General features: G+C 46.2%; 24 protein-coding genes. 18 read left to right on the top strand and 6 right to left on the bottom strand.

The window, feature by feature from the left end:
* Nucleotides 1-382: 382 nt before the first annotated feature.
* From MKY62_RS20145 to thiE, 5 genes are all read left to right on the top strand, one after another.
* Nucleotides 383-811, top strand: coding sequence for a DUF5082 family protein (locus MKY62_RS20145; protein WP_003186232.1), 429 nt, complete (start codon nt 383-385; stop codon nt 809-811).
* Nucleotides 808-1,077 carry a YwqI/YxiC family protein gene (locus MKY62_RS20140; RefSeq protein ID WP_003186231.1) on the top strand — a complete coding sequence of 90 codons (270 nt, stop codon included), beginning with the start codon at nt 808-810 and terminating at the stop codon, nt 1,075-1,077. Before MKY62_RS20145 ends, MKY62_RS20140 begins: the two co-directional genes overlap by 4 nt.
* 120 nt (nt 1,078-1,197) lie before the next feature.
* Complete coding sequence (locus tag MKY62_RS20135) at nt 1,198-2,115, top strand: LysR family transcriptional regulator (RefSeq protein WP_003186230.1); 918 nt, start codon at nt 1,198-1,200, stop codon at nt 2,113-2,115.
* On the top strand, nt 2,112-2,921 hold the full coding sequence (thiM, locus tag MKY62_RS20130; protein WP_339613854.1) for a hydroxyethylthiazole kinase: 810 nt from the start codon (nt 2,112-2,114) through the stop codon (nt 2,919-2,921). Before MKY62_RS20135 ends, thiM begins: the two co-directional genes overlap by 4 nt.
* Before the next feature lies 1 nt (nt 2,922).
* Nucleotides 2,923-3,597, top strand: coding sequence for a thiamine phosphate synthase (gene thiE / locus MKY62_RS20125; protein WP_003186228.1), 675 nt, complete (start codon nt 2,923-2,925; stop codon nt 3,595-3,597).
* 240 nt (nt 3,598-3,837) lie between these two features.
* Here the strand turns inward: thiE and MKY62_RS20120 are convergent, their stop codons facing one another.
* Nucleotides 3,838-5,001 (bottom strand): ROK family transcriptional regulator, encoded by a 1,164-nt coding sequence (locus MKY62_RS20120; RefSeq protein WP_003186224.1) that lies wholly within the window; start codon nt 4,999-5,001, stop codon nt 3,838-3,840.
* A 191-nt stretch (nt 5,002-5,192) separates the two neighbouring features.
* Between MKY62_RS20120 and xylA the strand changes: the two genes are divergently transcribed.
* Entirely contained in the window at nt 5,193-6,539 is a 1,347-nt protein-coding gene (gene xylA / locus MKY62_RS20115; protein WP_003186222.1) for a xylose isomerase, read from the top strand.
* Complete coding sequence (gene xylB, locus MKY62_RS20110; protein WP_003186220.1) at nt 6,539-8,038, top strand: xylulokinase; 1,500 nt, start codon at nt 6,539-6,541, stop codon at nt 8,036-8,038. The genes xylA and xylB overlap by 1 nt, the downstream gene beginning before the upstream one ends.
* Nucleotides 8,039-8,090: 52 nt before the next feature.
* Here the strand turns inward: xylB and MKY62_RS20105 are convergent, their stop codons facing one another.
* From MKY62_RS20105 to MKY62_RS20085, 5 genes are all read right to left on the bottom strand, one after another.
* Nucleotides 8,091-9,629, bottom strand: a complete 1,539-nt coding sequence (locus tag MKY62_RS20105; protein WP_003186218.1) for a cation acetate symporter — start codon at nt 9,627-9,629, stop codon at nt 8,091-8,093.
* On the bottom strand, nt 9,626-9,940 hold the full coding sequence (locus MKY62_RS20100) for a DUF485 domain-containing protein (RefSeq protein ID WP_003186216.1): 315 nt from the start codon (nt 9,938-9,940) through the stop codon (nt 9,626-9,628). Before MKY62_RS20100 ends, MKY62_RS20105 begins: the two co-directional genes overlap by 4 nt.
* 168 nt (nt 9,941-10,108) lie before the next feature.
* Nucleotides 10,109-10,420: a hypothetical protein gene (locus tag MKY62_RS20095; protein ID WP_016886302.1), complete on the bottom strand. Its 312-nt coding sequence runs from the start codon at nt 10,418-10,420 to the stop codon at nt 10,109-10,111.
* 18 nt (nt 10,421-10,438) lie between these two features.
* Nucleotides 10,439-10,678 carry an NAD(P)H-dependent oxidoreductase gene (locus MKY62_RS20090; RefSeq protein WP_003186212.1) on the bottom strand — a complete coding sequence of 80 codons (240 nt, stop codon included), beginning with the start codon at nt 10,676-10,678 and terminating at the stop codon, nt 10,439-10,441.
* 541 nt (nt 10,679-11,219) lie between these two features.
* Entirely contained in the window at nt 11,220-11,369 is a 150-nt protein-coding gene (locus tag MKY62_RS20085) for an anti-repressor SinI family protein (protein WP_003186207.1), read from the bottom strand.
* Between the two features lie 801 nt (nt 11,370-12,170).
* Between MKY62_RS20085 and galE the strand changes: the two genes are divergently transcribed.
* From galE to MKY62_RS20030, 11 genes are all read left to right on the top strand, one after another.
* The gene (gene galE, locus MKY62_RS20080) at nt 12,171-13,160 is read left to right on the top strand and encodes a UDP-glucose 4-epimerase GalE (RefSeq protein ID WP_003186203.1); all 990 of its coding nucleotides are present in this window, start codon (nt 12,171-12,173) and stop codon (nt 13,158-13,160) included.
* A 471-nt stretch (nt 13,161-13,631) separates the two neighbouring features.
* Nucleotides 13,632-14,600: a cytochrome aa3 quinol oxidase subunit II gene (qoxA, locus tag MKY62_RS20075; protein WP_003186201.1), complete on the top strand. Its 969-nt coding sequence runs from the start codon at nt 13,632-13,634 to the stop codon at nt 14,598-14,600.
* 17 nt (nt 14,601-14,617) lie between these two features.
* Complete coding sequence (qoxB, locus tag MKY62_RS20070; protein WP_003186199.1) at nt 14,618-16,567, top strand: cytochrome aa3 quinol oxidase subunit I; 1,950 nt, start codon at nt 14,618-14,620, stop codon at nt 16,565-16,567.
* Between the two features lie 14 nt (nt 16,568-16,581).
* The gene (gene qoxC / locus MKY62_RS20065; protein ID WP_003186197.1) at nt 16,582-17,196 is read left to right on the top strand and encodes a cytochrome aa3 quinol oxidase subunit III; all 615 of its coding nucleotides are present in this window, start codon (nt 16,582-16,584) and stop codon (nt 17,194-17,196) included.
* Nucleotides 17,196-17,561, top strand: coding sequence for a cytochrome aa3 quinol oxidase subunit IV (gene qoxD / locus MKY62_RS20060; RefSeq protein WP_003186195.1), 366 nt, complete (start codon nt 17,196-17,198; stop codon nt 17,559-17,561). Before qoxC ends, qoxD begins: the two co-directional genes overlap by 1 nt.
* Nucleotides 17,562-17,948: 387 nt before the next feature.
* Nucleotides 17,949-18,581, top strand: a complete 633-nt coding sequence (locus MKY62_RS20055; RefSeq protein WP_003186191.1) for a response regulator transcription factor — start codon at nt 17,949-17,951, stop codon at nt 18,579-18,581.
* A 350-nt stretch (nt 18,582-18,931) separates the two neighbouring features.
* Entirely contained in the window at nt 18,932-19,204 is a 273-nt protein-coding gene (locus MKY62_RS20050; RefSeq protein WP_003186189.1) for a hypothetical protein, read from the top strand.
* Entirely contained in the window at nt 19,204-19,668 is a 465-nt protein-coding gene (locus tag MKY62_RS20045; protein WP_009329822.1) for a lasso peptide biosynthesis B2 protein, read from the top strand. The genes MKY62_RS20050 and MKY62_RS20045 overlap by 1 nt, the downstream gene beginning before the upstream one ends.
* On the top strand, nt 19,665-21,665 hold the full coding sequence (locus MKY62_RS20040) for an asparagine synthetase B family protein (RefSeq protein ID WP_003186185.1): 2,001 nt from the start codon (nt 19,665-19,667) through the stop codon (nt 21,663-21,665). Before MKY62_RS20045 ends, MKY62_RS20040 begins: the two co-directional genes overlap by 4 nt.
* Before the next feature lie 42 nt (nt 21,666-21,707).
* The gene (locus tag MKY62_RS20035; RefSeq protein ID WP_225852977.1) at nt 21,708-23,633 is read left to right on the top strand and encodes an ABC transporter ATP-binding protein; all 1,926 of its coding nucleotides are present in this window, start codon (nt 21,708-21,710) and stop codon (nt 23,631-23,633) included.
* Nucleotides 23,627-25,435 (top strand): ABC transporter ATP-binding protein, encoded by a 1,809-nt coding sequence (locus MKY62_RS20030; protein ID WP_016885674.1) that lies wholly within the window; start codon nt 23,627-23,629, stop codon nt 25,433-25,435. The genes MKY62_RS20035 and MKY62_RS20030 overlap by 7 nt, the downstream gene beginning before the upstream one ends.
* Nucleotides 25,436-25,439: the final 4 nt, after the last annotated feature.

Here is a 25,439-nt window from a genome sequence, read left to right as displayed (position 1 = left end):
GCAAATCAGGTCAAAAGCAACAGTTTAATAACTAAAATTGGAAAACGTCATACGGAATCATTTGGCGATTTTTTGTGACCATTAAACCGCCGTGTTCCCGTGCCTTTAGACTTGTCCGCAATGAAAGCGGTGTACAGATGATTCAAAAAGACGGGTTATATGTCCTTGAAATGCGGTGTGAGGATGATGGCGAACTGTGTATATATCCCTAAAAACAGTCTTTAAAGCCTATTCAACATCCGTGATTTTCGACTTAAACTATAAATATTGGAAATGAGAGCAAGTCTAGTCAAAGATGTGAATCTATGAAAAACAAACCGGATCATGATTTGACAAGGAAATAATCAATGCGAATCATACTGCAATTTCAGAGGTGACAATAATGGACTACTCAGACACGCTGCAAAAAATACACGGTGTCCTCTCCCATAAGGCGGCAGAGCTGGAAGAACAAATTGCAAGGCTGGAGCGGGCAAAGCGCGATGTAGAGCGGGAACAAAACCTCGGAATCGAAGAAATCAGGCAGATTTTGCGGCCGAATCTTAATGAGTCGTGGACCGGAAGCAGGGCAGCCGATTTTGACGAAGCACGTGATGAAGCGCACACGGCAATGTACAGAATTTTCACCGATGAGTATGATCGGTATATTCATAAAATCGATTTAAAGATATTTGCTTTAGATGCTGAAAAAGGAGCTGTTCAGGCTGCAAGCTGGTCAGCCGACCGGGCGGACTTTCTGATGGAAAAAGGAGAGGAGGCCGTCGACGCTCTGCACAGCACAATCAACGGTTTAAAAGGATGGTTGAAATGAGCAAAACGATTAAACTTAACCATGCAGCGGTTATGAAGCAGCTGGAACAAGTAAGCAGCACGCTTCAAGCCGTATCTTTAAAAAGCCCGCCAGCCGGAGCGCTCGGGCGGAACAACCTTGATTTTACGAAAAAGTGGCTTGAACGAGAAGCCGAAATTTGCAATATGGTCAAACAGTATAAAGAGGCTGTTCGTAAAAACATTGAGGACACCCGCTCAAATGTGGATACGCTGAAGGAACAGGATGAGGCGATTGCCCGAAGATAGGCGCTGCCGGCTGTATGCCGGCGGCGTTTTTTTTATTGTGGCTCTCGCGGGGGTGCAGAAAACAATGAATTTGGTTTAGAATATGAATACACGCAGGAACTCTGAAAGGGTGTCAAACAAATGGACATACGCCACTTAACCTATTTCTTGGAGGTAGCCCGTCTGAAAAGCTTCACAAAAGCCGCTCAGTCATTATACATATCTCAGCCGACGATTTCCAAAATGATTAAAAACCTTGAAGAAGAGCTGGGCATCGAGCTGTTTTACCGGCGCGGCCGGCAGATCGAGCTGACTGATGCGGGGCAAAGCATGTATGTGCAGGCCCAGGAAATCACCAAGTCATTTCAAAATTTAACTTCAGAGCTGAACGACTTGATGGACGTCAAAAAAGGGCATGTGAGGATCGGTCTGCCGCCGATGATCGGCTCCGGTTTTTTTCCGAAAGTGATAGGGGATTTCAGAGATAAGTATCCGAACGTCACCTTTCAGCTTGTTGAACACGGGTCTGTGAAAGTGCAGGAGGGAGTAGAGGACGGATCGCTTGATATCGGCGTTGTCGTCCTGCCTGCAAAAGAGGAGATTTTTCACTCCTTTACAATTGTTAAAGAAGACTTAATGCTAATCGTCCACCCGTCCCATCGTTTTGCCGATGCGGAAGAGATCGAGCTTCGGCAGTTAAGCGAAGAACCGTTTATTTTCTTCCGGGAAGACTTTGTTCTTCACGAACGGATCATTACGGCCTGCTTGAAGGCGGGATTTCAGCCGAATGTCATTTATGAAACCTCACAATGGGATTTCATCAGCGAAATGGTTTCCGCGAACCTTGGGATAGGTCTTTTGCCCGAAAGGATCTGCCGGGATCTTGACCCTGAAAGGGTGAGGATCATTCCGCTGGTGAGGCCGGCCATTCCTTGGCATGTCGCCGTCATTTGGAGAAAAGACCGCTATCTGTCGTTCGCGGCGAGGGCGTGGATTGATCATACAAAATCGTATATATGGAGCGAGAATTCAAAAACAGAAAGGAATGCAGGCGAATGAATATGGAAGATGCCGCAAGGGGAATTGAGTTAGTCAGAAAGCAAAAACCGCTCGTACACAATATGACAAACAATGTCGTCACCAACTTTACGGCAAACGGTTTGCTGGCTCTCGGCGCATCGCCGGTGATGGCGTATGCGAGGGAAGAGGCCGCCGACATGGCAAAGATCGCCGGAGCCCTTGTGCTGAACATCGGCACGCTCAGCCGTGAATCTGTTGAAGCGATGATTATTGCAGGAAAGTCAGCTAATGAACATGGGGTGCCGGTTATTTTTGATCCGGTCGGTGCGGGGGCGACGCCGTTTCGAACGGAATCGGCTCAAGCGATCATGCGCAAAGTGAAGGTTTCTGCCGTCAGAGGCAATGCTGCGGAAATTGCCAACACGCTTGGGGAAGACTGGCTGATCAAAGGCGTGGACGCGGGTGAAGAGAGCGGCGACAGAACGGAGCTCGCAAAAAAAGCCGTGAAATTATGGGATACAGCAGTCATCATAACCGGTGCTGAAGACGTGATAACGGATGGTACAAAAACGTATACCGTGGGCAACGGACATCAGCTGCTTACGAAAGTGACGGGGACAGGCTGCTTGTTTACCTCTGTCATCGGTGCGTTTTGCGCCGTTGAAAAAGACGTTTGCCGTGCCGCTGTATCTGCAGCCGCTTTTTATGGAACAGCGGCCGAGTTGGCCGCGGCGAAAACGGAAAGCCGGGGGCCCGGAAGTTTCCAAATCGAGTTTTTGAATCAGCTTGCTGCCGTTGAAGCTATGGATATAAAAGAACGCGGCAGGATCAGAGAGGTGGAATAAGATGACGCGAGTCTCAGAAGAAGCAATGAAAGATCTGTTGTCGGTCTATTTTATTATGGGGTCAAACAATACCGCAGGGGATCCTTTAACTGTTATTGAAAAAGCTTTAAAAGGCGGTGCGACCCTTTTTCAATTCCGCGAAAAAGGCGAGGGTGCGTTGAAAGCCGGAGATCAAACGGCGTTTGCCCGACAGGTGCAGGCGCTGTGCAAACAGTTCAATGTACCGTTTATTATCAACGATGATGTAGAACTCGCGCTTGAACTTGACGCAGATGGCGTGCATATCGGCCAGGATGATGATAAGGCCGCAGACGTCAGAGCGAGAATCGGGGACAAAGTCCTCGGCGTTTCCGCGCATACACTTGAAGAAGTCTTAAAGGCGGAAAAGGATGGAGCGGATTACATCGGTGCGGGGCCTGTTTACCCTACTGAAACAAAGCGGGATACAAAAGCTGTGCAGGGCGTCTCGCTCATTCAAGAGATCCGCAGGCAGGGAATTGGCATTCCTGTGGTCGGAATCGGCGGGATCACGGTCGAAAACTGCGTCCCCGTCATCGAGGCCGGGGCGGACGGCATCAGTGTCATCAGCGCCATCAGCAAAGCCGCCGATCCAAAGCAGGCCGCCGAGGCGTTTAGCGAGAAAGTCCAAGCTGCCAAACAAAGCGCACATTCCTAAATGGAATATGCGCTTTTCAGCGTGTCGAGAAACCCTCGCATTCGTTGTCAGGCCTGCGCGTCGGTGCTCACGAATTCCAACATTCGCTCCGCTCCGATGCTCGACCTTCCTAGACTGCAAGGGTTTTCAATCACGCTGAAAGGATGATAAAATCCCAAAACAAAAAGCCGTTTTGGGATTTTATCAACAATCTGCAAAACGCACATTCCTAAATGGAATATGCGCTTTTTTATATGAAGATTAAAATCTCTCGTTCATAAACCGTTCCAGAAAACGTTCGGTTACAAGGGAGGACATCCCAAGCGCTGAGGCGGTGCGGCCGAGCGTGGAGATTTTTAAATGATAATTAGACAAGGCTTCTGCTGCGCTTCTTGAGGCAATCGTTTTTTTGATCGCATCGACGATGCTCGGATAGGATTCCACTATGGTATTCCGCAAGATAATGGTGTCGGGATTCAACGTTTTCAAGATGTTGAGAAGCCCGATGCCGATATGAAAGCCAAAGCGTTCAAACGTCTCCATCATGCCCGGATCACCGCGGTCTGCAAGTTCTTTAACGGTTTCGTAAAGCTGGGCCCCGGAATTCGCTGCATAGTGAGAGAAGACGGCTTTTTCTGAAGCGTAAAGCTCCCAGCAGCCTCTATTTCCGCACCGGCATAACGGACCGTCAAAGTGAATGGACATGTGCCCGGCTTCTCCGGAAAAACCTTGCACACCTCTAAACAATTTTCCATTCATTAAAATCCCTAAACCGATCCCGGTATTAATGCTGACAAACACGGCATGCTCAAGCTGGCCGCCTTCCCCGTATTCCTTCTCGCCAACGGCGCCGGCGTTGGCTTCGTTTTCAATTAAAATGGGAACGCCGAACCTTTCTTCCAGTTTTTCTTTTATCGGAATCAAATGGATCGGCTTATTTGGCGTAAAGACTACATGCCGTTCGTTGTCCACCAAGCCGGGCACGCACACGCCGATTCCGGTCAATCCGAATGGGGAAGGCGGTATTTTGTCAACGGCAAGCCCCGTCAATTCGATTAATGCCTCTTCTGTCGCCTGAATGTCTTCTTCATCAAGCGTTCGTTCGAATTGTTCAATCAAATGCCCTTCAAGGTCGGTTAACGCAACAATTATATAATTGGTTCCGACATCTACACCGACCGCATAGCCGGCTTTTCGATTGAATTTCAGCATAACGGGCCTTCTGCCGCCGCTTGACTCGCCGGGGCCGGTTTCATAAATGATGTCCTTTTGAAGCAGGGAAGACACTTGGGAGGAAACGGTCGCTTTATTTAATCCTGTTATTTCCGAAAGTTTGGCCCTTGAGACGGGTCCGTTTTCAATAATCTGCTCAAAAATCAGGGCTTTGTTCATTTTTTTTACAAGGGCTTGATCCGCTGTATTCAATGTCAATCACTCCATTGCTTTGAAGCTGTGAATTTATTATAGTATAACAAATTTTGAAAACTTATTTTTTCCTCTATTTCCATTGAAAGCGATTAATTGATCCTGTAAAATACATACAAGGAAGTTAGTTTAATGGTTAAACAAACATTGTTTTTTAACGTTTGCAAGGAAAAGTGAAGGGGGAGATCGGAATGTTTTTTAGAAATATCGGAATGATTGAGTATGAAGGGGCCGATTCGGAAAATCCTTACGCATTTAAATATTACAACCCTGATGAATTTGTCGGCGGCAAAACGATGAAGGAACACCTTCGCTTCGCTGTTGCGTATTGGCATACCTTTGATGCGGACGGGAAAGACCCTTTCGGCGACGGGACGATGTTCCGGGCGTGGAACCGGCTGACACATCCTTTGGATAAAGCGAAAGCCAGGGCGGAAGCGGCTTTTGAATTTTTTGAAAAGCTCGGCGTGCCCTATTTCTGTTTTCATGATGTTGATATTGTCGATGAAGGAGCAACATTGCGTGAAACTTTCACGTATTTGGATCAAATGTCGTCTTTTCTCAAAGAAATGATGGAGACAAGCCATGTTCAGCTGCTTTGGAATACAGCCAATATGTTTACGCATCCGAGATATGTCCACGGGGCCGCAACTTCTTGCAATGCAGACGTCTATGCCTATGCAGCTGCAAAAGTGAAAAAAGGCCTGGACATCGCCAAAGAGCTTGGAGCGGAAAACTATGTGTTCTGGGGCGGAAGAGAAGGTTATGAAACATTGCTGAATACAGATATGAAGCTTGAGCTCGAAAACTTGGCTTCATTTTATAGAATGGCAGTTGAGTATGCGCGTGAAATCGGTTTTGACGGCCAATTTTTAATCGAGCCGAAGCCGAAGGAGCCGACGAAGCACCAATACGATTTTGATGCAGCCACAACGATCGCTTTTTTAGAAACTTACGGTTTAAAAGACCATTTTAAACTTAATCTTGAGGCGAACCATGCGACATTGGCCGGGCATACATTTGAGCATGAACTAAGGGTGGCTGCCTTGCACGATATGCTGGGTTCCATTGATGCCAACCAGGGCGATTTGCTCTTGGGCTGGGATACCGATGAGTTTCCGACCGATCTGTATTCTGCGGTTCTGGCGATGTATGAAATTTTGAAAGCAGGCGGGTTTAAAACCGGCGGCATCAACTTCGATGCTAAAGTAAGGCGCCCGTCATTTGCCGATGAGGACTTGTTTCACGCTCATATCGCAGGAATGGATACGTATGCAGTCGGCTTGAAAGTCGCCTCCCGTCTGCTTGAAGATAAAGCGCTCGATCAGGTTATCGAAGAACGTTATGAGAGCTATACGAAAGGCATCGGGCTTGAAATCAAAGAAGGCCGCACCGATCTGAAAAAGCTCGCCGCTTACGCTCTTGAAAACGACCATATTGAAAATCAGTCAGGCCGCCAAGAACGGCTGAAGGCGACCGTTAACCGTTACTTATTGAACGCTTTGCGCGAAGCGCCGGCAGGAAAGGAGACACGCTAGTGGAATACGTAATCGGGGTCGATCTCGGCACCAGCGCGGTTAAAATCATCCTTGTCAATCAGCGGGGAGAGCTGTGCGGCGAGGTCTCCAAACCGTTTTCCATCATTGAGCCCCATTCCGGTTATTCCGAACAGGATCCCGCAGAATGGGCGGACAAAACGAAGGAAGCCATTAAGGAATTGGTCGGGCATTTCCCGGGAAAAGCATCTCAGATTAAAGGGGTCAGCTTTTCCGGACAGATGCATGGATTGGTACTTTTAAACGGCAAAGGAGAGGTTTTGCGAAACGCGATCCTGTGGAACGATACACGGACAACCGAACAATGCCGGCTGATTAACGACAAAATCGGAAAGGAGCGCCTGCTCGAGATCGCGAAAAATCCGGCGCTCGAAGGTTTTACCCTTCCGAAGCTTTTATGGGTGAAAGAATATGAAAAAGAGCTGTTTGAAAAGGCGGCCGTTTTTTTGCTGCCGAAAGACTATGTCAGGTACACCATGACGGGGCGTCTTCACAGCGAATATTCAGATGCGGCCGGAACGCTCCTGCTAGATGTGAGACATCAAACATGGAGCGGGGAAATCTGCAGAAAGCTCGGCATCCCGGAGTCCTTATGTCCGGATTTGATTGAACCGGGCGCTTGTGTCGGCGGCCTCAGACCGGAATTCGCGGCCGAAACCGGGCTGTCTCCTGAAGTCAAGGTGTTTGCCGGCGGCGCTGATAATGCATGCGGCGCTGTCGGCGCCGGTATTTTAAAAGAAGGAACCGCCCTTTGCAGCATAGGCACCTCGGGGGTTGTTCTCACATATGAATCAAACCGTGATCAAGAGTTTAATGGCAATATTCATTTTCTGAACCATGCAGCCCCAGATGCGTTTTATTCGATGGGAGTGACGCTTTCTGCAGGACGCAGCTTCAGCTGGTTTAAAGATGTATTTGCCGGGCAGGCGTCATTTGACGAATTAATCAGCGATATTGGCCATTCCCGTCCCGGGGCCGGGGGACTGCTGTTTACCCCTTACTTGTCAGGGGAGAGAACTCCTCATGCCGACGCAGATATTCGCGCCAGCTTCATCGGGATGGACAGCGCACATACACGGGCGGACTTTGTCAGAGCCGTTATTGAAGGCATTACATTCTCCCTTCATGAAAGCATTGAACAATTCCGTGCCGGGGGAAAAGACATCAGCCGTGTGATTTCAATCGGAGGAGGCGCCAAAAGCAATCAATGGCTGCAAATCCAGGCGGATATCTTCAACGCCGACATCATCAGACTGACAAGCGAACAGGGGCCGGCATACGGTGCAGCCATGATTGCGGCCGTCGGGTGCGGCTGGTTTCCGTCGCTTGAGGCTTGTGCAGACCGATTCGTTCTCATCAAAGAAACCTTTTCGCCCCGCCGTGAATACAGCAGACAATACGAAGCTCTCTTTCAAATTTACAGAGATGTCTACCGGCACACGAAAACGCTGAACGAGCGGCTGGCAAGCTTTCGGGAATAAATAAAAACTTATGGGCCGGCCGGCTCATAAGTTTTTTTCGGCTGCACACGGTTTAAGATTGATCCATGTGGATGCCTGTATGCGCTTTGACCTGAATTTCTGCAAACGCGTCTTGACCAGGGGTTTTTGAAGATAGAATCGTTCCAAGATAAGCGCCTAAAAAGCCGAGCGGAATAGAGATGATTCCCGGGTTGGAAAGCGGGATGAGCGGGTCTCCAACAAAGATGGCGTTTCCGGCCGGGTCCCATACGCTCGGGCTGATGGAGACAAGGATCAGAGCGCTTAAAAGGCCGGTCAGGCTGCCGGCCAAAGCGCCGGCGGCATTGAATCTTTTCCAGAAGACGGTGAAGATAATGAGCGGCAAATTGGCGCTTGCCGCCACGGCAAATGCAAGCGAGACAAGAAACGCGACATTCAGCGATTGGGCAAAGACAGCAAGCAGAATTGAAAGGACGGATACGCCGATGGAAGCCCACCTTGCAGCAATCATTTGCTCTTTTTCCGTAGCCGCGCCTTTTCTGATAATCTGGCTGTATATATCATGCGCAAAAGCAGAAGCCGCCGACAGGACAAGTCCTGTAACTACCGCCAAAATCGTGGCGAAAGCGATGGCTGAGACGAAGGCGAACAGAAAATCTCCGCCGAGCGCCTGAGCAAGCAGCGGTGCGGCCATATTCCCCGCTTTATCGGCAGCTAAAATGTTTTCAAAACCGACAAAAGCGGCAGCACCAAAACCGAGAAAGACCGTCATAATATAAAATATACCGATAATCCATGTTGCCGAGACAACCGATTTCCTTGCCGTTTTGGCATCTTTTACTGTATAAAAGCGGATGAGAATGTGGGGCAGGCCGGCTGTTCCAAGGACGAGCGCCAAATTGAGTGAAAGTGTTTCAAGAGGAACTTTATACTTATTGCCGGGGTTTAGAAAATCCGCCCCGAGCGGAGTAGCTGTTTTCATTTGTTCGAACATGTTCGTCAGGCTGAAGCCGAATTTTGAAAAAACGATGACCGAAATGATGAGCGTCCCCGCCATCAAAAGAACGGCCTTGATGATCTGGACCCAGCTGGTTGCAATCATTCCTCCGAATACGACGTAGATGGTCATCAAAACCCCGACAATGCACACTGCCAGCGTATAATCGATGCCGAGCAGAAGCTTGATCAGCGCGCCGGCGCCGACTAACTGTGCAATCATATAAAAGGTGGAGATCGTGATTGTGTTTAATGCGGCGACACCGCGAATTTTCTTTTGTTTAAAACGAGAGGCAATCATGTCCGCCATTGTAAATTTGCCGAGGTTTCGGAGCGGTTCTGCCACAATATAAAGGACAACTAAATAAGCGACGAGGAAGCCGATGCTGTAGAAGAAACCGTCAAACCCGTTCAAAGCGATCATCCCGGCAATTCCGAGGAAAGAAGCCGCTGACATGTAATCTCCCGCAATAGCCAGTCCGTTTTGAATGCCGGTAAGTCCCCCTCCCGCCGTGTAAAACTCATTGGCCGTTTTTGTCTGTTTAGCGGCGAAATACGTAATGACAAGCGTGAGGGCGACAATGGCAAGAAACAAAATAAAGGCTGTGGCACTCATGAATCAACGCCTCCAATCTTCTTTTTGAAATCGCTTGCAATTTGATCGAATTGACCGGCTTTTTTCGTATACACAATGCACAGCGTCCACGTCATAACAAACTGAGCAATCGCGAAAACCCATGCCCACGTGATGGCCCCGACTGCCGGCTGATTCAAAAATGTGAAGTATGATGTCATAACCGGCAGCAGGAAATAAAAGAGCAAAAAGAAAATCGTCATCGGTACAATAAAAGCCCGTTTCCGCTTTAACAACCGCTGGAACTCCGGAGATGCCGCAGCTTTGCTGTAATCTATTTTGCCTTCTCCCATTTGTTCTTTGACCCTCCTTGTGTTTGTCTGAAAAGATACAACAAAGGTATGTAACAAGCTCCGGATTTATTCTTCAATTTTCACAAAGCCTTTTATTTATATAAGATGAAAGACCTGATCATCTCGAATAAATGCTTTTTCCATAAATAAAACCGTTTGTTCGCCTTTTTATTTGCCATGCTTTTGCCCCGTTTCCGCCTCTGCCAGCTTCCTTCTCAGTTCATTTGCAGACACAATCGCTGTCCGGTCTGTCACCACGCCGCCGGGCTTGTTCCCTTTGCCGAGCAAATAGCCGTCGAATGTCATGTTCATAAAATCAAAGATATATTGAAACTGTTGAATAAGCGGCAGCCCTTTCAAGCGGGGATCATCGTCTCCGACAGCCGCGACGTAGACCGTTTTTTTCGCCATTTGCTGTTTAAATGCAGATCTCCCGTGCTCAATCAATGTCTGTGACCAGCGGTCAATAAAGTTTTTCATCAAACCCGACATTCCGTACTAATAGATCGGAGTGGCAAAAATCAGGATATCCTTCTCCAGCACCCGGCTGATCAGGTCTCTGTAGTCATCATCAGGATACAAAGGGGCTGTATTGCCGTGCCTGTAGTCCGATACGGGCTCAATGTGATAGTTTCGCAGGTAGATCTTATCGGCATCAAGTCCGTCTACTAATCGATTCACCAACTCTTCCGTATTTCCGTTTTCGCGGGAGCTTCCGCAGATTGCTGCTATCCCCATATTCATCATCCTCCTCTGGAATGGGTCATGAATTCAGTTTAAGATAACAACAACCATCAGTAAAATTGATATTTTAGATATTTAACATCGAAAAAACCGATTATATAGGCGGATGGTTAACAGAAAAGGGAGTATGGAAAGGAAGCCCGAGGATGGTATCAAAAGGATTAAGGCCAAAAGCTCCGCCCCCTTTCAGGAGAAAGGCAATCGAAACCGATACAGAAGAAAGTGTATGGGGCTGCTGGCATCAGCGTTGGTCAGCAATGCCTCTAAAACGCCTTAATCAATCCGGTCTGGTACCCCTTAAGAGAGTGAAGCTGGAAAAAGTGAAACAACCTATGTACAGGGCAAAAGGTAAGGCTGCTCCTTAAAATGCTCGTTTCTATGGAGCAGACAGAATCTATACACAGGCAGCAAGCCTGCTGCTCAAATACGTCATTATCAATTAAAACACTCGTTAAAACAGCCGGTTGGATCATCTTGATAGACCAAGATTCAACAGAACCGCCTGTTTTTTTGGATAACTGATGCTTTTAAACGCTTATTGCTTTATCTGTTTTTCAGCATCGCTTTGGATGGGCTGACTGCGAAGAAATTCTTTCACATCTTCAATTTGCAGCCCAAGTTTTTTCGCCTCCTTCATCAAAATCACCCAATCTTTGTCCAACTTGTGTTTCGTTTGAGTATTCATAGCTTCCTCCAATATGATAAGACGTTGTTCACCTCAAAGAAAAAACGGTTCTTCCTTGAGATGCAATAAAAGTTATAAAACAACAGCCATGTGAAAACAATGACAAATTTCATAAAAAATTCACAAAGTCATCATTGATAAACCTACCTATTCCCTAAATAACTGACTAAAAAAACCAAAAAATCTTAGATTCTTACTTATAATAATAAACAATCAATTACTGACTGGATAGTATTCAAATAAAAATGATCATTTTTCCCTATTAAGAATTTCTCAATTGCAGCCGAATATCCTTTGAATATTCTAAAAACAAGGAAGGGATTTTTGAGAGGTCATTGTGTGGAAATATTGGAAAATCGATGGTTTGAAGGGGTTATTTAGATTAAAGATCTAATGGGTGGAGAGGGTTCTTTGGGCTTAGTTGCTGTATGGGTTAAAGAAGGGTAATACGAAAATACTATTATCGATCAGCATTAAGTGGAAAAAAAGAACATTGGTTTCAAATGCAGTGAAAAAAGTATAGCTTTTGCCTCAAAATCGCGTTGATTCACCAAGAGAAAACCATTGATATGGATAAAAACCCGAACTATTCCTTGTAAGGTATTTAATGGAATGAAGGTCTCTCAATTCGTTTTTCCCCCAACTTTTTATTTGAAGAAATGATGAAAATACAAGCCGGAAAATGCTGAAGGTGGTAAAATGAAAAAAGCAAATATATCATCTTTGTTTGAAAAAGAGATTCACAGGCGTTTTATAGATTTTAAAATAGAAGGATAACGCCGCTGAAAGGAGAGAAATGAATTGGCAATATTAGTATGCGGAGGGGCGGGCTATATTGGAAGCCATGCTGTAGCGGAACTGTTAAGCCGCAATGAAGATGTCGTAATTATTGATAACCTGCAAACTGGACATGAAGAGGCGGCTTTAAAGGGAGCTTCTTTCTATAATGGAGATCTGCGCGATGAAGCATTTCTAAGAAAGGTGTTTCAGGAAAACGACATTGAGGCTGTCATGCATTTCGCGGCCGATTCATTGGTTGGAGAAAGCGTAACAGATCCTCTCAAATATTATGACAACAACGTTTACGGAGCTGTTTGCCTGTTAAAGGTCATGAAAGAGTTCGATGTGAAGCAAATTGTTTTCTCATCAACCGCTGCAACATACGGAGAACCGGATCGGGTGCCGATTATGGAAACAGATCCGACGGATCCGACAAACCCGTACGGGGAAACGAAGCTTGCCATTGAAAAAATGCTGAAGTGGTCTGAAAAGGCATACGGAATCCGTCATGTCGTCCTTCGCTACTTTAATGTTGCCGGGGCGCATGTAGACGGCTTGATCGGCGAGGACCACCAGCCTGAAACGCACCTGATTCCGATCATTCTTCAAGTCGCGCTAGGCAAACGGGACAAGATTATGATTTTCGGCGACGACTATCCGACTCCGGATGGCACGTGCATCAGAGACTACATCCATGTGATGGATCTGGTCGACGCGCATATTCTCGCTGTCGAGAGGCTTCGAAACGGCGGAGAAAGCGCCGTATACAATCTCGGAAACGGAACGGGCTTCTCAGTCAAAGAAGTCGTTGAAACTGCCCGGAAAGTGACAGGCTGTCCGATACCGGCGGAGGTTGCAGAGCGCCGCGCAGGAGACCCGGCACAGCTGATCGCCTCTTCGGAAAAAGCGGTGAAAGAGCTTGGATGGCAGCCGAAGTACGCCGAACTGGAAACGATCATTGACAGCGCGTGGAAGTGGTTTAAAGCACATCCGAACGGCTATCAAAGCTAGAATGCGATAACGCCTATTATATAGGATAAAAAAGAGCTTTCAGTCACAGAAGAAAGCTCTTTTTTGATGTTCTTTAGTTTAAAACCGGTTGTCAGCAGGGAAAAGGAAGGGAGAAGGATAATGATTCACCATGAAAAAATTTAACAATGTGAAATTAATGATTGACCAAAGTTTTTTATTGTGGTAAACCTAAATTTGACAGATTTTTTGTTCCGGAGGGATTTGTCAGCGCTTGCTATGTGTGTAAAAAGAACTAAAAAATTACCAGTCTTTTTCCTTTGTTATTCATAATATCATGAACAAATTTTGACGATTTTGTGACATTTGGGTGAAAAAAAGGTGAACAATCGAAAAAAATAAGGCTAATTGGTGAAGATTTTGATAGCATAGCAAGGTAGAAGAAAAAAGTTTTTCAGAATCCTTTTATCTTAGATATTCTGACCAAATTTTAGACATCATTAAGGAAGGATGGTGATCCTCTTGTTCAGAGCATTTAAACCACTGATTATGCTGACTCTGCTTTCCTCCGTTTTTTTATTGGGCGGCTGCAGTCAAATCGCGGTATTGGATCCTAAAGGACCGGTTGCTTCGCAGCAAAGAGATCTTATTCTATTATCGATTGGATTTATGCTGTTTATCGTAGCGGTCGTATTTGTCCTTTTTACTGTGATGATTGTGAAATACCGTGAGCGTAAAGACAGAAAGTCTCCTTACAGCCCGGAAGTAGAAGGCAATACATTTTTAGAAATCGTCTGGACAGTGGTTCCGATTTTAATTGTTATTGCGCTGTCAGTGCCGACAGTTCAAACAATTTATTCTCTAGAAGAGGCTCCAAAAGCATCAAAGGACAAGGAACCTTTGGTCGTATATGCTACATCTGTCGATTGGAAATGGGTATTCAGCTATCCGGAACAGGATATCGAAACGGTCAACTATTTGAATATCCCGACAGACAGACCGATCTTGTTTAAAATCTCATCTGCCGACTCTATGGCATCTCTGTGGATTCCGCAGCTTGGCGGGCAAAAATACGCCATGTCCGGAATGGAAATGGAGCAATATTTACAGGCAGACCATGAGGGTACTTATAAAGGCCGAAATGCAAACTTCACAGGCGAAGGTTTTGCAGAACAAAAGTTTAATGTCAATGCGGTATCTGAAAGCAAGTTTAATGACTGGGTGAAGAAAACGCAGAAAGAAGCTCCCAAGCTGACGAAAACCCAGTACGATGAACTGATGCTTCCTCAGCATGCGGACGAAATGACGTTCTCATCTACACACCTGAAGTACGTTAATCACGGAAATGATGCGGAATACGCCATTAAAGCGCGCGAAAGACTGGGCTATAAACCGTTGTCTCCGCACTCTAAATCAGATCCGTTTGAAAACGTAAAGACAAACAAAGATCAAAAACAATCTGAAGACCAAGATTCTCACTAGGAAAGGAGGAAGCTTGCATGAATTTGAAATGGGACGAATTCATAATTACAGGTGACCCATTAATTCTTGGAGCACAGATTTCCATTTTGCTTACTTCAATTGCAATCGTATTTGTGCTGACATACTTCAAAAAATGGAAATGGCTTTGGAGAGAGTGGATTACCACCGTCGATCATAAACGTTTAGGAATCATGTACATCATTGCCGCAGTCATTATGTTCTTCCGCGGCGGTGTCGACGGGTTAATGATGCGTGCCCAGCTCACGCTTCCTAATAACGGCTTTTTAGATTCCAACCACTATAATGAAGTATTTACGACTCACGGTACGATCATGATCATCTTCATGGCGATGCCGTTTCTTATTGGGTTAATGAACGTGGTCGTACCGCTTCAAATCGGTGCGCGGGACGTTGCTTATCCTTACTTGAACAACTTGAGCTTCTGGACCTTCATGGTCGGAGCGATGCTGTTTAACATTTCATTCGTCATCGGCGGATCGCCGAATGCAGGATGGACGGCTTACATGCCGCTTGCAGGCAATGAGCTGAGTCCTGGACCTGGACAGAACTATTACTTGCTCGGACTTCAGATCGCGGGTATCGGTACGCTTCTCACCGGGATCAACTTTATGGTTACCATCCTGAAAATGCGTACAAAAGGCATGACTCTATGGCGGATGCCGATGTTCACTTGGACAACGCTGATCACTTGTGTGATTATCATTTTCGCCTTCCCTGTCTTGACAGTGGCTTTGGCGCTGATGACATTTGACCGCTTGTTCGGAACAGCCTTTTTCACTTTGGCAAACGGCGGTATGCCGATGCTATGGGCGAACCTGTTCTGGATTTGGGGACATCCTGAGGTTTACATCGTTATTTTGCCTGCTTTCGGTATTTTTTCAGAAATCATTGCAACATTTGCGAGAAAGCAGCTGTTCGGCTATAAAGCGATGGTTTATTCCATTGTGGCGATTTCGGTTCTCAGCTTTATCGTTTGGCTGCACCACTTTTTCACAATGGGCAACAGCGCGGCGGTCAACTCGTTCTTCTCGATTACGACAATGGCGATATCGGTGCCGACCGGGGTTAAAATCTTTAACTGGCTGTTGACGCTGCATCGAGGCAGAATTAAAATCACAACGCCGATGCTGTGGTCGCTTGCATTTATTCCGAACTTCGTCATCGGCGGTGTTACGGGCGTTATGCTTGCGATGGCAGCTGCGGATTATCAATATCACAACACATACTTCCTCGTATCGCACTTCCACTACGTGCTGATCGCGGGTACTGTGTTTGCATGTTTCGCCGGATTGATCTTCTGGTATCCGAAAATGTTCGGTCACAAACTGAACGAACGCATCGGAAAATGGTTCTTCTGGCTGTTCATGACGGGCTTTAACATCTGTTTCTTCCCGATGTATTTCCTTGGATTGCAGGGAATGCCTCGCCGTATTTACACATACGGAGCAGAAGACGGCTGGACTGCATTGAACATGATTGCGACATTCGGCGCATTGCTGATGGCCGCAGGATTCATCGTTCTCTGCTATAACATTTTCTACAGCTTCCGTCATTCAAAACGCGAGGAATCAGGAGATGCTTGGGGAATGGGTCGCACGCTTGAATGGGCTACATCTTCTGCGATCCCGCCGCACTATAACTTTGCGGTTCTGCCTGAGGTCACTTCACCTGACGCATTTGCGCAAATGAAGGAAGACAATGTCGAGATTCATCCTGAAAGCAAGTTTAAAAAGATTCATATGCCGAGCAATTCAGGCCGTCCGTTTATCATGTCATTATGCTTCGGATTTGCTGGATTCGGGCTTGTCTTTGAATGGTTCTGGATGGGAATCGTCGGTCTGATCGGTGTATTCCTCTGTATGATTCTTCGTTCATTTGAATATGACGACGGCTACTATGTAAGTGTTGAGGAAATAAAAGAGACTGAACGAAAGAATGCCAAGTAAAGGAGGCGGGATTGATGGAACATGCAGAACACAGCAATTCTAACGCTCCTATGGAATACCGTTCTGAAATCGGAAGGTTGAATATCCTTGGCTTTTGGATTTTTCTTGGAGCGGAGATTGCTTTATTCTCTACGTTATTTGCGACCTATGCTGTTCTTCATAACAGAACAGCGGGAGGCGTACTGCCGGCAGAACTGTTCGACGCGAAGCTCGTTTTAATCATGACGTTCCTGCTGTTAACGAGCAGTTTCACATGCGGCATTGCAGTGCATGAAATGCGCCGCGGCAGTTTGAAAGGCGTGATGATCTGGATGATCATTACCCTGTTGCTCGGTGCTGGCTTTGTCAGCTATGAGCTTTATGAGTTCAATCATTATGTACACGAAGGTGCCACTTTATCGACAAGTGCTTACTGGTCAGCATTCTTTGTTCTATTGGGAACCCACGGACTGCACGTATCGATTGGTATCTTCTGGATTATCGGCATATTGCTTCAGACGAAAAAGCGCGGCCTCACCCCGCAAACGTCTGCTAAGCTGTTTATCTCAAGTTTGTATTGGCACTTCTTAGACGTGGTATGGATCTTCATCTTTACCGGTGTCTATTTGATAGGGTTGGTGAATGTATAATGGCAGCAAAACAATCGGCTGAACACAGCCACTTTCCTTGGAAGCATATTGTCGGGTTCGTGTTGTCCATTGTGCTGACCTTATTGGCCTTGTGGGTGATCTATACGGATTTAAGCATGGCTGCAAAGCTGTGGATTATTTTCGGTTTTGCGATCATTCAAGCTGGACTTCAGCTCTTAATGTTTATGCATATGACTGAGAGTGACAGCGGCAAAATCCAAGTCGGGAATACGCTGTTTGCCGCGTTTATTGCGGTTGCGATTATTGCCGGTTCCGTCTGGATCTTCGCTGCTCACAACTATCACGGAGACAACCCTGAGGGCGGTTCTCCAGGTGCAAAACATTCTGAGCACAGCGGACATTAATTGATTGGCAAAAGAGTGCGGATTTCAACTATCCGCACTCTTTTTTGATTGCTGAACGGAAAAAGAGAGAGCCCGAGGCTCTCTCTTTTTCATACACTCTTAACCGCGTTTTACGCCGCGGCCGAATTTGCCGTCGCCCGGCTTGCTCTTTTTAGAAAGAGTAACAGTCAGGAATGAACCATAGCTTTTAACTTGAGCACTTTCCAATTTGCGCATCTGTGTCACCTCCTTATTACTTCCAGTTGATTACATAATCATGCTATCATAGAATATAGTGGTAAAAACCACAAAAAGGCACTAAAACCCGACATCATCCTTCAATTCTATTCATGGGGTTTTTATTGCGGTATTTGTTCGGAGGAAACTGATTTAAGGAGAGTGTTACTGATGATACGCGTGTTGTTAGTAGACGACTACAGGGTTCTGACATCCGGAATGAAGGAAATATTAAAAAAATATAATATGGATGTCATCGTTTGCCACGAAGGAAATGAAGCTCTCGACCTCTTAAAAAACCAAGAGGTACATATAGACGTTTTTCTTTATGATTTAAAAATGCCGGGGATGAACGGGTTGGAACTGTCTCTTAAAACGCTGGAAATCGAACCTCAATCCAAAATTATCATTATGTTTTCGGGAGATGAAATTCACTCATATTTTAATAAGTTGATCGAGGCCGGAGTTAAAGGGTTTATAGATAAATCGTATACAGACAGCATGATAGCTTCGAGTATTTTATTGTGTTTAAAAGGGGCTGTGTTATTTCCCGACGGCTTGCTGCAAAAACTGAGGCTCGACTCCGATCTCTCGGTGGACGAGCATTTAACAGACACAGAACTGGATATTTTGCAGAAGGTGGCCAGCGGTAAAACAAATAAAGAGATCGCAGCAGACCTGCAAATGTCGACACGGAACGTAGAGTATCACTTGAGCAAAATCTATAAAAAGCTCAAAGTAACGTCGCGGTACTGCGCAGTAAAAAAAGGGACGATGCTTAATTTGATCAAGCAGAAAGTATAGACAAAGTATATATTCGTTTTTCCCTGCAAAAGAGAGTCGATAGGCTCTCTTTTTCTTTTTCCTCCGAATAAATCCCGTAATAATGGCCCATTGATGCCATTGGCTAATCATGTCGGTTTTCGGTAGTTTTTTGCGGTTTTTTTAATATTGTCCTGTGATAATCTGATTCATGTGATCAGTTGGTAAATTCAGGGGCATCGTCGCATTGCAGGCTCTTTTTAAAACGCTCCAGCGCTGAAATGATAACGAGGGCGTGGAAAGAACATCATGCATAAAGTGCTGAAAGAGAGCTTGCCGGCTCTCTTCTCCTTTATTTTTCTGAAATCATGCATACCGGGGAGGTCTAATCTTTGAAAATTATTCGAAATCAAGAGACAGCGACAACCGTGTTGGAAAATGAATGCATCGTCCTAAACCTGGACAATGGGCAGTATTTCGGATTGGAAGGGGCTTTAAAAGAGCTGTGGATCGAAATTGAAAATGAGCGAAAGGATAAAAAAGATATTCTGATCAAGTGGCAATCGGCGTTCGATCAGACGGAAGAAGAACTATCAGCGATATTAAATGAGGCGATACAGGAACTGACACATCATAAGCTCATTAAAATAGAGGATAAAAGCTGATGAAAAAAAGAGCGCTTGTCAAAAACCACGAATATTTTACAACCGTTCATGCTTTTGTACGTATGATGCTGTTAAATTATGACTTTGAAGAAGCTTATGAAAAAATTGCGATCCACCTGTTTCCGCTGTATGCGAGCGCAAAGCAAAGAGGTGCAGGGCTTCTTGATATAGACGAACTGCACCGGAACGGCGAATATTTGTATTCCCTTGATGAAGACGACCATTTGGTCACTTCATGCGTTTCTATTGCATTAACGATTCAATCTATATTATTCAGCAATGGGTCTGATGCTGATCTCATGATCGGGGTCAAGAAAATTGATGACAAGCTGTTTTCTCACGCGTGGGTTCAAATGGAAAACGGCAAATCGATCGATCCGAATCATAAAAATAAGAATTTAAAAGTTTTACAGACATATAAGATGAGCGCTTACGCTGAAAGGTGGGTGTTATCTCTAGTATGAAAATATGGTTTGGAATGCAGGGAAACAACACCGCTTTATGGCAAGAGTGGGTTTCCGCCGTCAAGAAATGGGGACGGGCGGAACGGATTCACAGCTACAGCTGCGGGATCGCAAACATGGCTGAAGCGCATATCCGATACGATGAAGCTTTTAGACCTTCAACTCAAATAAATCTTTTGCACCCCGTCATCTTAGACGGCTGGATCAGCGGCGGTCTTAACGCAAAATCGGATGGCACCCGAAAGATCGAGCAATATGACAAGCTGTACGCATCATTGAAGCAGGACAAAGCTGCCATGCTGTCTCACTCGCATGGCGAATATACGATGGTCTGGTGGGATGACAGTCTGCATAGCCTTGTTTTGGCGACTGATACATACGCAACCCGTCCGGTTTACTACTGGGTCAGTCCGAAAGGAGAATGGTATGCAGCGAATGACATGCGCATCCTTTTGCTTGTTCATGACATTCCTTTTGCGATCGATCAAGATGTGTGCAGAATGTTTCCTACTTCGGGCTTTGCTGTAGGAGAAAACGGCTTTGAAGATCGGACATTTTTTAAAGGAATACGCAAAGTGCCTGCGGCGTCCTACGCTTTTCTCGGCCGGGATCAAGCGGTTCACGTGCACAGCTATTGGGGGCTTCCGCAGCTATTAAACGAGAAAGATCTTGCTGGAGACGCTGTTCCGAGGTTCCGGGAGCTTTTTCAGGAAGTGACAGCAGATCGTTTAAAGGATGAAAGGCATATTGTCGAATTAAGCGGCGGACTGGATTCAGCTGCCGTAACCGCCGCCGCAGTTGCAGGCGGACGCAAGGAACAGCTGCTGGCCGTCAATATATCATTTGCCGAACCCGACATGATATTAAGCCACGACAGGGACCTTGTAAAGAATATGATGCGAGATATGGATATCCCCGGCCTGATCATTCTTGGAGACGCTACAGCCAAAATTCCAAACGCGGAAATTGGGCGTGATCCGCTTTGGTTTGTAGACGGTCCTGATCCGAGAGCCAATTCACTGGTTAATGAGACTTTTACAGTGATCGCTGAGGAGTATGGTGCCTCGTCTGTCCTTACAGGTGAGGGCGGGGATTTCATTTTTAGCGGAGAAGTGTCAGTGATCGATTCCTTGCTTCGGCAGAGACGGTTTTCTGAAATCTACAAATTGCTTCGCGAATGGTCAGGCGGCAGCATGAAAGAGATGCTGAAGCTCGGATTTCAATACGGAATCGCCCCTTTCATGCCTTATATTGGAGAAAAGCTCTATTACGACCTGCTGTGGTCAGATACGGAATATGAGCTGCCTGAATATTTCACTGAAGAACACCGAAAGAGAGAATGGGAGATCAATAAAGAGGATCATCTACGCTATCGAAAAAGCCGGGAGCTCTCAGTGTGGGGCAAGAGGTTTCACTATGACTTTTTGTGGCCGAGAGCGAGGTACATGGATGCTGTTGGTGTGACATTGCATACGTACCATCCATTTTTGGACCGGCGGCTGATCGAGTTCTCATTTTCTGTACCGCCTGAACAGCATTTTGATGTTTTAAAAGGGCTTGAAGAACATTATGCAGGCTCTAAAATGCTTCTTCGCAAATCTTTCACCGATATCCTGCCTGCCTATGTTTATAACAGATCAACGAAAACAACATATGCCCATATGGCCAGGAAAAGCTTTATGAATGACCGCAGACACGTTCTTCAGTTATTTGAGCCGGGAGAGCGCGTCTTCGTTGAAGAACTCGGCATCATTAAGCGCGATATATGGTGGAAACACTTGCTGGCTATGGCTATCCGCTCTGAAGATCCAAATAATGATCTGGGCATGGGCTATCAGTACATGAGATCTGTTATTGACTTGGAAATATGGCTAAGAGAAGCATCCAAGGGGAAGGAGCACCTTCTCGACCGGAGCCGTCCGGTAAAGCCAAGGGTCATGGCTGATATCGAAACCGTCAATACGCCGGAGAAAGCCAAAATATACTCGTATCAATGACCACAATAGGTATAGAAAATGAAGGTGAAGCATGTGTGGAAGATGAAGCATATTCAAGAGCCGCTGCAAACGGCGGGCCTGCTTGGGAAAATGGTCTGGAAATCCGGTCCGCGGCTGATGATTTGCATGGTTATCTTCATGCTGATCGAAGCCGGAGCACCTTTAATCCAATTGTACGCTTCAAAGCAAATGATCGACGGCATTGTCGATCAGGAAGCCGTCATCTATGCAGAAATATGGGCTGTCATTTATGCGGGAAGCCTGGTCATGGTCAGTGTCGTTAAATCATTGGAAAAATGGGTGAAGGCAATGCTTTCTGAGAGGTCGATGATCACAGTCAACAGTTTGTTGATCGACGCTTTTGACCGCATTCCGGGGATGCGTTTTTTTGAGGATCCAAAGTACAGGGACCGGCTGGAAACACTGCGGGATCGTTCGACATGGCTTCCTTCCCAATTCATTAATATCAGTTCGAACTTGGTGACCGCCGTTATGTCTTTGGCGGGCGTCGTTTTGATCATCGCCTATCTGTCGCCCGTCCTTGCTTTCATCCTTATTTTGTCGACCGCTCCATTTGCTTTTGTCCATAATCATTACAATGAAATGGAGTGGGAATATCACAAGGATTATGCCCCTGTAAGAAGGAGGGCCGCATATGCGCGCCACATTCTGCTCGGGAGACGATCGGCCAAAGAAGTACGCCTTTTTGGCCTGGGGTCTTTCTTTCTTGATTTATATCAATCTGCTTTTAAAGGCCTATATTCTGTGCTGCGGAATATTCAGGTCAGAAGCGCGCGCTGGTCGGTTTTAACGGGTTTCTTATCGGGGGCGGGAACGGGTTTGGGGTACTTTTGGATTCTGTCCCAATCCCATTCAAGCAGTTTTTCTGTGGGGGATATATCGCTGTACTTGGGGGCCGTGTTCCAATTATCAACGGCACTCCGGGATATCGCCAAAGAAGGTGCAGATACGTTGGATATATGGAGAATGGGAAGAGACTTTTTTCTTTTTATGAACGCCGAAAAGGATATCAGGCTTCCTTCCAATGGCGAATCTCTCGAGGGCGAAGGACCGCTGGCAGTCGAATTCAAAAATGTCACCTTCCGCTATCCTTTCAGAGAAGCGGCTGCCGGCTCCCGGGTAAATGAAGCTGATGTGGATGAGGAAGACTTGGATATGCTCGATGAGCTTGAAGATGAAGAGATGCGGGGACAAGACGAACAGCCTGAATCGTATGACATGCACACAGGCGATGTTCTGAATCGAATTAGCTTTTCAGTATCACCGGGAGAAAGAATTGCCATTGTAGGGGCGAATGGATCTGGGAAAACAACGCTCATCAAACTGCTCTGCCGTTTTTATGAGTATGATGAGGGTGAGATTAAAGTGAACGGCAAAGACATCCGCAAGGTCGATCTTCAACAGCTGAGAAACAAAATGGCGGTCGTGTTTCAGGAGTTTGGCAGATACGAATTGTCACTCCGGCACAATATCGCGATAGGCCGAACGGAAGCTTTAGGCGATGAAGAAAAACTTCGCGCCGCCGCTCGGGCCGCCAAGCTGGAACCGATTGTCGAAGAGTTGCCTGAAGGGCTGGAAACAATGATCGGCCCTGAATGGGGCGGCACCGATTTTTCTGGAGGCCAATGGCAGCGGATCGCTTTAGCCAGATCGTTTATGAAAGATGCCGGACTTGTCATATTGGACGAGCCGGCCGCATCTTTGGATATTCGGGCTGAATATGATATTTTCCGGCAGTTTCAAAGCTTCACAGAGGGAAAAACGGTGATCATGATTTCCCATCGGTTCAGTACGGTAAAGATGGCTGACCGCATACTGGTTTTGAAAAACGGAAGAATCGCAGAAGAGGGAAGCCATCAGGAACTTATGGACAAGAACGGGGAATACAGCAGAATGTTCCGCATGCAGGCCAAATCGTTTCAGGGGAAGGATGAGGTATATTGCTGAAATTTTATTCGTTTTTCAAAAAGCTGCCTCAAACCGCTTCCATCATATTTTACGGTTTAACGTTGTTTTGGCGCTGCGATCCTTTTAAGTCGGCGGTTCTGTTTTTAATTACACTGCTGAATGCAATGCTCGGACCTCTCCTAGTCTGGCTGAGTGCAGAGGTGATCGATGAGATTGCACGGGCGCCGTTTGAGCTGTCTTCTTGGAATGCACTGGTTTGGGCGGCCTTTGCATACATTGCTTTTACGCTGATCGTAGATGCCCTTCAGCCTGTAGCTGAAATGCAGAAAAGGCTCCTTACCGCCAAGCTCGAAGCTTATCTTGATGAAATGCTCATGAAAAAGGCAATTTCCATTCCTGATATCGCGGCTTTTGAAGACGCATCTTTTCATACCAATACACAAATCATCCGCTATAATGAATATTTTGTCACGATGTGGGTTTCCATCGTGTCTCAAACCTTCGGCGGAATGGTGATGATTGCAGCCAGCAGTTTATTGATTGGCATGGCTGCACCGTGGGTGCCGCTGCTGTTTCTCATATTGGCCGTTCCCAAACTGTACTGGGAGGCGAAGTTAAACAACGCGACCTTTGAAGGACGGAAAGAGGTTCAGGAACTGAGGCGGCGCGCGGAATATTATGCAGGTGTCCCTCTTATGTCTGAAACAGCCGGAGAGGTCAAGATATACAATCTTGTTCCTTTTTTTAAATCCTTTTATAAAAACACCTCGATGGAGCTCCTCCATACGCTGTCCAACGATCAAAAAAAACTGGCGCTGTATCAGCTGTTCTGGTCGGTATTACAATCTTTGGCCGCAGGTGCCGTCCTGATTTACATCGTTCACCAGGCTTTTCATGGGGGATTATCCATCGGGGATGTGATGCTGTTTATCGGAGCCGCGGTTCAGTTCAATGAAGGAATCAATGAAATGTTCGCTGCTTTTGCGATCGGAGCAAGAGAAACGAGGCACCTCGGAAATGTGCATTCTTTTTTAAACAGCAAAAATTCCATGGAAAATGGGGAAACCGCTCCAGCTGTTCAAAAGCAAAAAGGATTTACATGTGATCAAGTGGAATTTTCTTATGATGGAACCAAAACGGTACTTGATATTCAACAGTTTGATATTCCATTGAATAAGACGACCGTTCTCGTGGGAGAAAACGGATCAGGCAAAAGCACACTCGTTAAATTGCTTCTGCGTTATTTTGATCCCAATCAAGGCACGATCTCGTATAATGGTTTACCGCTTTATAAGTATGATATAGAGCATTACCGGTCAAATGCCGCGGCCGTGTTTCAGGATTTTTTGCGGTACGAAATGACATTGAAATACAATATCGGTCTGGGCGACATTTCTTCATGCACCGACTTGGCCAAAATAAAAAGTGCTTCGGCTTTCGGCGGAGTGGATCAGTTTTTGCATAAGCTTGAAGACGGCTATGAAACAGAGCTTGGCAGATTGTTCGGCGGCAGGAATTTGTCGGGGGGAGAATGGCAGCGGATCGCCATATCCCGCGCATTTATGCGTGATGAGTGTGCCGACATTTTAATATTTGATGAACCCTCTTCTGCGCTGGATGTATTTATTGAGGAAGAGATATTTGATAAGCTGCAAAAGCTGACGCAGGGCAAAACAGTCATTATTGTCTCGCACCGGTTAAGCACGGCCCGTTTTGCCGACCACATCATCTTTTTAGAAAAAGGAAGGGTGGCGGAGGCCGGAACCCATCAAGAATTGATGAAAAATCAGGCACAGTACGCAGAGCTTTATCGCCTGCAAGCTGAAAAATACGCGCAATAAAGGA

The sequence above is a fragment of the Bacillus sp. FSL R7-0646 genome (assembly GCF_037969865.1).
Classification (GTDB): domain Bacteria; phylum Bacillota; class Bacilli; order Bacillales; family Bacillaceae; genus Bacillus; species Bacillus licheniformis.
This window is presented reverse-complemented; position numbering and strand designations above follow the sequence as displayed.